This window comes from Sinorhizobium sp. NG07B, assembly GCF_002532005.1.
GTDB lineage: Bacteria > Pseudomonadota > Alphaproteobacteria > Rhizobiales > Rhizobiaceae > Sinorhizobium > Sinorhizobium fredii_C.
This window is the reverse complement of record NZ_NWTD01000006.1, coordinates 271,148-280,567: the sequence shown is the minus strand read 5'-3', so window position 1 is coordinate 280,567 and position 9,420 is coordinate 271,148. Positions and strand designations below refer to the sequence as shown.

8 protein-coding genes are annotated in these 9,420 nt (G+C 64.7%); 4 read left to right on the top strand and 4 right to left on the bottom strand.

What is annotated here, in order from left to right:
• Window positions 1–323 precede the first annotated feature (323 nt).
• The 4 genes from CO664_RS21045 to rpsU form a co-directional block, all read right to left on the bottom strand.
• Window positions 324–1,556, bottom strand: a complete 1,233-nt coding sequence (locus CO664_RS21045) for an adenylate/guanylate cyclase domain-containing protein (protein ID WP_037420355.1) — start codon at window positions 1,554–1,556, stop codon at window positions 324–326.
• Window positions 1,557–1,723: 167 nt separating this feature from the next.
• A complete protein-coding gene (locus CO664_RS21040) occupies window positions 1,724–2,197 on the bottom strand; it encodes a DUF992 domain-containing protein (RefSeq protein ID WP_097526707.1) in 474 nt (157 codons plus the stop codon).
• Window positions 2,198–2,343: 146 nt separating this feature from the next.
• Window positions 2,344–3,234, bottom strand: a complete 891-nt coding sequence (locus CO664_RS21035) for a tetratricopeptide repeat protein (RefSeq protein WP_037420349.1) — start codon at window positions 3,232–3,234, stop codon at window positions 2,344–2,346.
• A gap of 245 nt (window positions 3,235–3,479) precedes the next feature.
• On the bottom strand, window positions 3,480–3,692 hold the full coding sequence (rpsU, locus tag CO664_RS21030) for a 30S ribosomal protein S21 (RefSeq protein ID WP_012709405.1): 213 nt from the start codon (window positions 3,690–3,692) through the stop codon (window positions 3,480–3,482).
• 328 nt (window positions 3,693–4,020) lie between these two features.
• Between rpsU and CO664_RS21020 the strand changes: the two genes are divergently transcribed.
• The 4 genes from CO664_RS21020 (at window position 4,021) to CO664_RS21005 (ending at window position 9,216) form a co-directional block, all read left to right on the top strand.
• Window positions 4,021–5,274 carry a sarcosine oxidase subunit beta family protein gene (locus CO664_RS21020; RefSeq protein ID WP_037420346.1) on the top strand — a complete coding sequence of 418 codons (1,254 nt, stop codon included), beginning with the start codon at window positions 4,021–4,023 and terminating at the stop codon, window positions 5,272–5,274.
• A gap of 69 nt (window positions 5,275–5,343) precedes the next feature.
• Window positions 5,344–5,685, top strand: coding sequence for a sarcosine oxidase subunit delta (locus CO664_RS21015; RefSeq protein WP_037389331.1), 342 nt, complete (start codon window positions 5,344–5,346; stop codon window positions 5,683–5,685).
• Window positions 5,682–8,675: a sarcosine oxidase subunit alpha gene (locus CO664_RS21010; RefSeq protein ID WP_097539788.1), complete on the top strand. Its 2,994-nt coding sequence runs from the start codon at window positions 5,682–5,684 to the stop codon at window positions 8,673–8,675. The genes CO664_RS21015 and CO664_RS21010 overlap by 4 nt, the downstream gene beginning before the upstream one ends.
• Window positions 8,668–9,216, top strand: coding sequence for a sarcosine oxidase subunit gamma (locus CO664_RS21005; RefSeq protein ID WP_097539787.1), 549 nt, complete (start codon window positions 8,668–8,670; stop codon window positions 9,214–9,216). The genes CO664_RS21010 and CO664_RS21005 overlap by 8 nt, the downstream gene beginning before the upstream one ends.
• Window positions 9,217–9,420: the final 204 nt, after the last annotated feature.

The following is a 9,420-nucleotide window of genomic DNA, read 5'->3' as shown; positions in this document are numbered from 1 at the left end:
CGGGGTGGAGCAGCCCGGTAGCTCGTCAGGCTCATAACCTGAAGGCCGCAGGTTCAAATCCTGCCCCCGCAACCAAATAGTCCTCAAAACGGCCCGCCAAGCGCGGGCCTTTTTGCGTTCGCCTCCCCGCGCAACCCCCGCTACAGCCGGCACAAGCCTCGCCGACGCGCGGATTTCTACCTCTCGCAGCAGGCAAGCCGTGTCGCCGTCACGAGCTGCAGGTCTTCCAAAAAACCTTCGATCTCCAGGATTGAAACGCTTTCCGCAGCAAGTGCCGAAGCCTTCCCACTTGTAGGCAAGGGCGATGCTCCGGCTCGAAATGGTCAGTCCGGCTCTGGCGCGCCGGCGATCTCCGGATCCCAGGTGAACAGTTCCTTCGCTCTTGCGACGCCGCGAAGCGCGAAGCGGCCGAGCGAAACGGCGTTGGCGCGATGGGCGGCCGGAGAGGCCTCGATGAACTCCGAAGACATGATGAGGTGCCGTTCCACCGAGCGACACATCGAAACAATGCGGCTCACCTCGTTGACGGCCGGGCCGACCACGGTGAAGTCGAGCCTGTTCCGGCTGCCGATGTTTCCGTAGAAGACCTCGCCGATATGCAGGCCGAGATACACGTCGGTGGTCGGCTTTCCTTCCCCGAGCCGTTGCTCGTTCAGCTCGGCGAGCATGACGCGCAGTTGCCGCTCGGCGGCGATCGCCGCATTGCAGGCATCGGCCGGCTGGCGGCCGTTGAAAATCGCGAGGACGCCGTCGCCGATCAGTTTCAGTACGCTGCCGCCATGCTCCTCGATTGCCGTGATCACCGTACCGGAATAGTCGTTGAGGAAGGGAATGACCTCCTCCGGCGCAATGCTCTCGGCGATGCGCGTGTAGTTGCGCAGGTCCGAGAACCACATGACCGCCTCGATGCGCTCGGCCGCCCCCCGTTCGATGCTGCCCTCGACCACGCGCCGCCCGGCGTCCTGGCCGAGATAGACGTCTGCGAGCGTGCCGATGATGCGGACGCAGGAGGCCGCCTTCACGGCGAGCGCAAGCGTCGGCACCAGCGTCCGGAGCACGTCAAGGTCCTCGTCGCTGAAGCCTGCACGTCTCTTCGTCGCCCAGTGGGAGTAAAAGCAATCCATCTGGCCTACCCGGCCGCGGTCGGTGAAGCGGTGGATGAAGCCGACACAGTCGGTGTGTCCCTCGGACTTGAGCGTGTCGAGGGTGGTGAAGGGGATGTCTCGCTCCTGCGCAAGGCGAATGCGGCGTTCTGTTTCGTCTGCCTGGAGCATGTGGAAGAAGAGAGAGCGCTGCCAGTTCGCCAGTGCCTCGCCGCTGGTCGTCGAGCCGTAGTGCAGAACGTCCGGCACTTCATCGCTTTCTCTGTTCCACTGGAAGGCGCGACCCTCGAATTCCGGGTGGAGCGTGTCGATCAGCCCGAGCGCGCGGTCGACGTGAACGCCGGCAGCATGGCAACGGTCGCAGAAGCCCGCAAGAAGGTCCTGTTCCTTGAGCCCGCGAATTGCCTCGTCCGACATCCATAGAACGATGTCGCGGATTGCCTGGTCCTTCATCCTCTATCCCGTCGTACTGTCGCGCCGGTTTCGCCCGGCGATCAGCAGCACAGTGGCGCGCCTTGCCGTCGCGCGCAAGTCGGCGGGGGTTTCAGTCGAGGGGGCTGCGGGAGGCGTGAACCTGCTGGGGGCCCGCGACGGGCCCCCAGCAGTATCTGGGTGTTCGGTCAGCCCGCCGGCGCCAAAATCAGATGATCAATGCCAAGCGCGACGTTCAGGCCCTCCTGGACCTGGACATTGATCGGCTGCAGCATGAAGGCCTTGTTGGTGCCGCCGGCGATAACCTTTGCGCCGCCGCCGACGGCGAAGCTCGCATCGGCACCGAGACCGGTATATTCGCCGGCCAGCGCATACTCGGTGAAAGGCGTGCCGGTCTTCGCCAGCACGTCCCAGACCATGACGGTCTTGCCGGTCGAGCCAATGTCGATGCCGATCTTGGTGATCCTGCCGGCATAGACGGCTCCTGGCGATCCATCCGCAGGCTTGAAGGTGCACATCAGGTTTTTGGTGGAGGTGACGATGAGCCCCGTGCCGCCCTCGGAGCCGCAGGTCAGGCGACCGAGCGCCATATAGTTCTGGGCGGGCGCCGTTCCTGAAAGGGCCGCAAGGGCGGCCGCCGCGATGACAATGTGTCTGATCATGGCTCAGATCTCCGTTTGGAAGCTCTGGTCAAACGGATAGAACCCCTGATGGTTCCGCAATCTGCCGGTGCTACCCAGATCGGCATTCCACAAAGAAAACGCCCGCGGCATCGCCACGGGCGTCTGAAATTAGCGAGGGAGCGACCTCAGGACATTGCCTTGACGCGCTCCAGCCCGGCGCGGGCCGGCTCATATTTCGGATCGAGCTGCAGCGCGTGCGAATAGGACTTCTGCGCCTTGGCCTTCTCGCCGCGACGCTCGTAGATCAGCGCCTGGTTTGCCCAGGATTCTGCGAGCTTGCCGTTGAGGTTGATGGCTGTGTTGAAATCCGAGAAGGCGTTGTCGTCGTCGCCTTGCGCCGCATAGGAAATGCCGCGGCCGTTATAGGGCTCGGCCGAGCTCGGCGACAGCGAGATCGCCGTCGAGAAATCCTCGATCGCCTTGGCGTGATCATTGCGCGCCTGATAGATCAGGCCGCGATTGTGGTAGGCGCGGGGATCGGTGGTGTCGAGCTGGATCGCCTTGCTGAAATCGTTGAGGGCAGGGTCCAACTGGTTGGCCTGGCGATAGAGATTGCCGCGGCCGATATAGGCGACGTCGTAATTCGGATTGAGCTGGAGCGCCGCATTGTAGTCGGCAAGCGCCGCCTGCTGGTCGCCCATGTTGCGATGGACGAGCCCGCGGTTGGCATAGGCCTGGTAGAAGCTCGGGTTGAGCTTGATCGCCTGGTCGAAATCGGCAAGCGCCCGGCGGAATTCGCCGGCGCGGCCATAGGCCGAACCACGCACATTATAGGCTTCCGGGTCGCTCGGATTGGAGGCGATGACGCTCGACAGCGACGCGATGTTTTCTTCCGAGCCCTGCTTCCGCTCGACGCGGATCATCGATTCGGAGGCGTTGTCGGTCTGGCATCCGGCAAGCAGCAGAGCCGAGCCGAGTATCAGCATGGCAGCAAGCTTCGGATTGCGCTGGCGGCGGCGGTGCGCCTCTTGAAAGGTGAAACCGGAGACGTCCGCAGTCATGGCAGCAAGTGTCAAAGTCGATCCCTCAAGCGACAGGTCCCAGTGCTTTCCTTTACGGAGAGCGGCGAAGGCGCGGGGCTCCGGGGCTCAATGAGCGCCTCGGATGAACCGACCGGCCTATTTCCGGGCGGCTGACCGTCGCCAACTGATGCGGCAGTCACGCTAAACTGCCGACGGACAGGGTGTCCATATCAAAATGGCGGCGGCGATGCCTCGCCCCCGCCACGATTTACATTGGAAAGCGTCGAAAAAACGACCAATCAGCGGGCCAGGAGGCCTTCACGCTGCGCGCGCTTGCGAGCCAGCTTGCGAACGCGGCGGACAGCCTCGGCCTTTTCGCGCGCACGCTTCTGGGACGGCTTTTCGTAGAAGTCACGCATCTTCATTTCGCGGAAAATGCCTTCGCGCTGCATCTTCTTCTTGAGTGCGCGAAGCGCCTGATCGACATTGTTATCGCGGACAAGTACCTGCACGTGAATCCCGTTCCTTTGTTCGAGTTGGCAGCCTCACCATCAGGTTTGGGAGGCAATAAGTCTACGTTCGCCGAGCCGAAAGCTCTACGATTAGAGGAGCGGATACCAGATGACGGGCCGAAAGTCCAGCGGCGAGAGCATCGCTGCCGGCAAAAATGCGCCACAGCGGGACAGAAGGAGGGCTTGCGCCTCGAATGCTTGTCGCCCATGTCGCAAGTCCGACCAAGTCCGCCGGATCGCGTCGCAAAAGAAACGTTGCGCCGTCACCGGATTTGCGATTTCTAACGCCGACAGAACGTATTTTCGGGGTTCATGGAGTAGCAGGCGGATGCGCAAATATTCTGTTTTCGCCGTGGCGCGTGAGGCACTGCGCGGCCACAAGGGCTGGGGCCCCCACTGGGCCTCGCCGGAGCCACGCCCGCACTATGATGTGATCATCATCGGCGGCGGGGGGCATGGCCTTGGGGCAGCCTATTATCTCGCCAAGGAGCACGGCATCACCAATGTCGCCGTGCTTGAAAAGGGATGGATCGGCGGCGGCAATACCGGCCGCAACACGACGATCATCCGGTCCAACTATCTCTATGAAGAGAGCATGGATATCTACGAGCATTCGTTGAAGCTCTGGGAGAACCTGTCGCAGGACCTGAACTATAACGTCATGTACTCGCCGCGCGGCGTGATGATGCTGTCGCACAACATCCACGACCAGCAGTCCTTCAAGCGGCATATCAATGCCAACCGGCTCTACGGCATCGACAACGAGTGGCTGACGCCGGAACAGGCAAAGGCCTATTGTCCGCCGCTCGATATTGCCAAGACCGCCCGCTACCCGATCAACGGTGCGGCACTGCAGCGCCGCGGAGGCACGGCGCGTCACGATGCGGTCGCCTGGGGCTATGCGCGTGGAGCGTCCGACCGGGGCGTGCACATCATCCAGAATTGCGAAGTGACCGGCATCCGCCGCGACGAAACCGGCCGCGTTACCGGCGTCGACACCAATCGCGGCTTCATCGGCGCGAAGAAGATCGGCATTTCCGCCGCCGGCCACAGTTCGGTGCTGATGCAGATGGCGGATGTGCGCGTGCCGCTGCAGAGCCAGCCGCTGCAGGCGCTGGTCTCCGAGCCGCTGAAGCCGATCTTCCCCTGCGTGGTGATGTCGAACTCGGTGCATGCCTATATTTCGCAGTCCGACAAGGGCGAGTTCGTCATCGGCGCCGGTACCGACCAGTACAATTCCTATTCGCAGACCGGCGGCCTGCAGATCATCACCCATACGCTCGACGCGATCTGCGAGCTCTTCCCGATGTTCCGCCGCGTCAAGATGATGCGGCAATGGGGCGGCATCGTCGACGTGACCCAGGACCGCTCGCCGATTCAGGGGGTGACGCCGGTGCCGGGGCTTTACCTCAATGCCGGCTGGGGCACGGGCGGCTTCAAAGCGACGCCGGGTTCGGCCAATCTCTTCGCCCATCTGATCGCACGCGGGGAGCCGCACCGGCTCGCCGCCGGGCTGACGCTCGAGCGCTTCCGCACCGGGCGGCTCATCGACGAGGCGGCTGCCGCCGCCGTTGCGCACTAGAGTTGAAGGATAGAGCGACCTTTGCGCCTTCCCGGGAAGACGCGGCGCTCTAACGCGAGGAATTACCAGATGCTTCTGATTTACTGCCCCTATTGCGAGGAAGAGCGCTCGGAGCTCGAATTCCGCAACGGCGGTGATGCCCACATCGCCCGTCCGACCAACATCGCCGAGATCAGCGACGAAGAATTCGAGGCCTATTTCTTCCTGCGCGACAACCCGAAGGGCGTGATCTTCGAGAGATGGCGCCACATCCACGGCTGCGGCCGGTTTTTCAACGCCGCCCGCGATACGGTCAGCGACCGGTTCCTGACGACCTACAAGGCCGGCGAGCCGAAGCCCAATCTCGACGCGGCGCCCGAGACGAGCGCGACGGTCGAAACCTACGAGGCCCTGGAAGGAGCAGCCCAATGAGCGGGGTCAATCGCATTTCCGGTGCGGGGCGCCTGACGCCGGCCCGCACCGCACGCTTCAGCTTCGACGGTCGCACGCTGACGGCGCTCGAGGGCGATACGGTCGCCTCGGCGCTGATCGCCAACGACATCCATCTCGTCGGCCGTTCGTTCAAGTATCACCGCCCGCGCGGCATCCTTTCGGCCGGCGCCGAGGAGCCGAATGCGCTTCTCGACGTCTCGCGCGATGCGGCCCGCCGCCAGCCGAACGTGCGCGCCACCGTGCAGGAAGTGTTCGACGGCATGAAGGTCGCGTCGCAGAACCGCTGGCCGTCTCTTGCCTTCGACGTCGGCGGCTTCAACGATCTCCTGTCGCCCTTCTTCGCCGCCGGCTTCTACTACAAGACCTTCATGTGGCCGAAGGCGGCGTGGCACGCGCTCTACGAGCCCTTCATCCGCCGGGCAGCCGGCCTCGGCGTGGCGCCGACCGAGCCCGATCCGGATCATTATGCGAGCCGCTATGCCCATTGCGACGTGCTGGTGGTCGGCGCCGGCGTTGCCGGTCTCGCGGCCGCGCTCGCCGCGGCAAAGGCGGGGGCGAAAGTGATCCTCTGCGACGAGCAGCCGGATGTAGGCGGCGCGCTACGTTATGACAGCGGCACGACCATCGACGGCAAACCCGGTTACAACTGGGCCCAGGAGACCGGCAGGGCGCTTGCCGGCATGGACAACGTCACCGTGCTGGCGCGCACGACGGCCTTCGGTTACTACAACCACAATTTCGTCGGACTGGTCGAGCGGGTGACCGACCATCTCGCCTCGCCTGACAAGGCGCTGCCGCGGGAGCGGCTCTGGCAGGTGCGCGCCAAGAAGGTGATCCTCGCCAACGGCGCGATCGAGCGCCACATGGTGTTCGCCAACAATGACCGGCCGGGCATCCTGCTGGCCTCGGCCGGCCGCACCTTCCTCAACCATTTCGGCGTTGCCGTCGGCAAGAAGGTCGGCATTTACACCGCGCATGATTCCGCCTACGAGGCCGCCTTCGACCTCAAGAAGGCCGGCGTCGCGGTTCCGGTCCTCGTCGATTGCCGCGAAAAACCGGGCGAAGCGGTGCTGGAAAAGGCGAGAGAGCTCGGCATCGAGGTGCTCAAGGGGCACTCCGTCGTCAACACGACGGGGAAGCTGCGGATCGCCTCGATCGCCGTCGCCCGCAATGGCGGCAGCGGGGCACGCAAGATCGCCGTCGATGCGCTGCTCGTCTCGGCCGGCTGGACACCCTCGGTGCACCTCTTCTCGCAGTCGCGCGGCAAGGTGAAGTTTGATGCGGAGACCGAGCGCTTCCTGCCGGGCACTTATGCGCAGGACTGCCTGTCGATCGGCGCATGCAACGGCACCGACGATCTCCAGGCGACGATCGACGAGGCGCTTGCCGCCGGCGAGCTGGCGGCGCGGGCCTCCGGCGCAGAAGGTGGTGCGCAGGTAACGCTCACCGGTCAGAACGCCTTCGAATGGACCGGTGGCATGATCGGGGCGGCCGAAGGGGCGGGGCCCGATACGACGGTCAAGGCCTTCATCGATTTCCAGCACGACGTCTGCGCCAAGGACATTCGCCTGGCCGTGCGCGAGGGCATGCACTCTGTCGAGCATATCAAGCGCTTCACCACGAACGGCATGGCCTCCGACCAGGGCAAGCTCTCCAACATGCACGGGCTCGCGATCGCCGCGGAAGCGCTCGGCAAGGGGATCCCCGAGGTGGGGCTGACGACCTTCCGCCAGCCCTATACTCCGGTTACCTTCGGCGCGATCGTAAACCATTCGCGCGGCAGCCTGTTCGATCCGGCCCGCAAGACGCCGATGCATGCCTGGGAGGAGGCGCAGGGCGCCGAGTTCGAGGATGTCGGCAACTGGAAGCGCGCCTGGTTCTATCCGAAAGCCGGTGAGAGCATGCATGACGCCGTCGCCCGCGAGTGCAAGACCGTCCGCGACGTTGCCGGCGTCTTCGACGCCTCGACGCTCGGCAAGATCGAGGTCGTCGGCCCCGATGCAGCCCAGTTCCTGAACCTGATGTATACCAACGCGTGGGACAACCTGAAGCCCGGCCGGTGCCGCTACGGCATCATGCTGCGCGACGATGGCTTCGTCTATGACGACGGCGTGGTGGGCCGGCTCGCCGAGGATCGCTTCCACGTGACGACGACGACCGGCGGCGCGCCGCGCGTCCTGCAGCACATGGAAGACTATCTCCAGACGGAGTTCCCGCATCTCAAGGTGTGGCTGACCTCGACGACGGAGCAATGGGCCGTCATCGCCGTGCAGGGACCGAAGGCGCGCGAGATCATCGCGCCGCTCGTCGAGGGCATCGATCTTTCGAACGAAGCCTTCCCGCATATGAGCGTCGCCGAAGGGCGGATCTGCGGTGTTCCGACCAGGCTCTTCCGCATGTCGTTCACCGGCGAGCTCGGCTTCGAGGTCAACGTCCCGGCGGATTACGGCCAGGCGGTTTGGGAGGCGATCTGGGCCCGGGCCGAGCCGATGGGCGCCTGCGCCTACGGGACGGAGACGATGCACGTTCTGCGCGCCGAGAAGGGCTACATCATCGTCGGCCAGGACACCGACGGCACCCTCACGCCGCATGACGCCGGTGTTTCCTGGGCGGTGTCGAAGAAGAAGCCGGACTTCGTCGGTATTCGCGGCCTGAAGCGACCCGATCTCGTCAAGGATGGCCGCAAGCAGCTCGTCGGCCTGCTCACCAAGGATCCGAAGGTGGTGCTGGAGGAAGGCGCGCAGATCGTCGCCGATCCGAACGAGCCGAAACCCATGACCATGCTCGGTCATGTGACCTCGTCCTACTGGTCGTCGAATTGCGGCCGCTCGATCGCGCTGGCCGTCGTCGCCGGCGGACAGGCGCGCCTCGGCCAGACGCTCTACGTGCCGATGGCCGACCGGACGATTGCGGTCGAAGTGAGCGACACGGTGTTCTTTGACAAGGAAGGAGGTCGCCTCCATGGCTGACCAGGCAATTCGCAAAGCTCCGCTCGCCGGCCTCAGGGGCGGCTCGCACGCGGCGATCCTCACGCCGGCGGCAACCGCCTCGCGGATATCCCTGCGCGCCGGCAAGGACGCGGTGCCGGCCCTCTCGGCCGCTCTCGGGGTGACGCTCCCGACGCGGCCGAAGACCTCGGCATCGACGGCCAAGCGCCACGCGCTCTGGCTCGGTCCGGACGAGTGGCTGGTGATCGACGAGGACGGCGCCGACCTGATGGGCGCTGCCGCCCAGAGCGGTACCCTGCATTCCGCGGTCGACGTGTCGCACCGCAACACGGCGGTCATCGTCAGCGGACCAGGCGCGGAAGTGGCCATCAACAGCGGTTGCCCGCAGGACCTGTCGCTCGGCCTCTTCCCGGTCGGCGCCTGCTCGCGCACCATCTTCGGCAAGGCCGAGATCGTTCTCCTCCGCACGGCGGAGGATACGTTCCGCCTCGAGTGCTGGCGGTCGTTCGCCCCCTTCGTCTTCGGCCTGCTTTCGGAAGGCGCTGAAGACGCGGCGCATTGAAAAGAGCATCGGAAGCGGCGGAGCGATCTGCCGCTTTTTCTTTTTTTCCGATGTTCGCCCCTCATCCGGCTGCCGCCACCTTCTCCCCGCAGGCGGGGCGAAGGACTGTTCCGCGCCGGCGCCAGTCCCGTCTCCCCGTCGCTACGGGCAGAGGGCTAGTCCCCGGGTTAAACACGAGGAGAGGGGCAACTTGCGGCGTTCCTC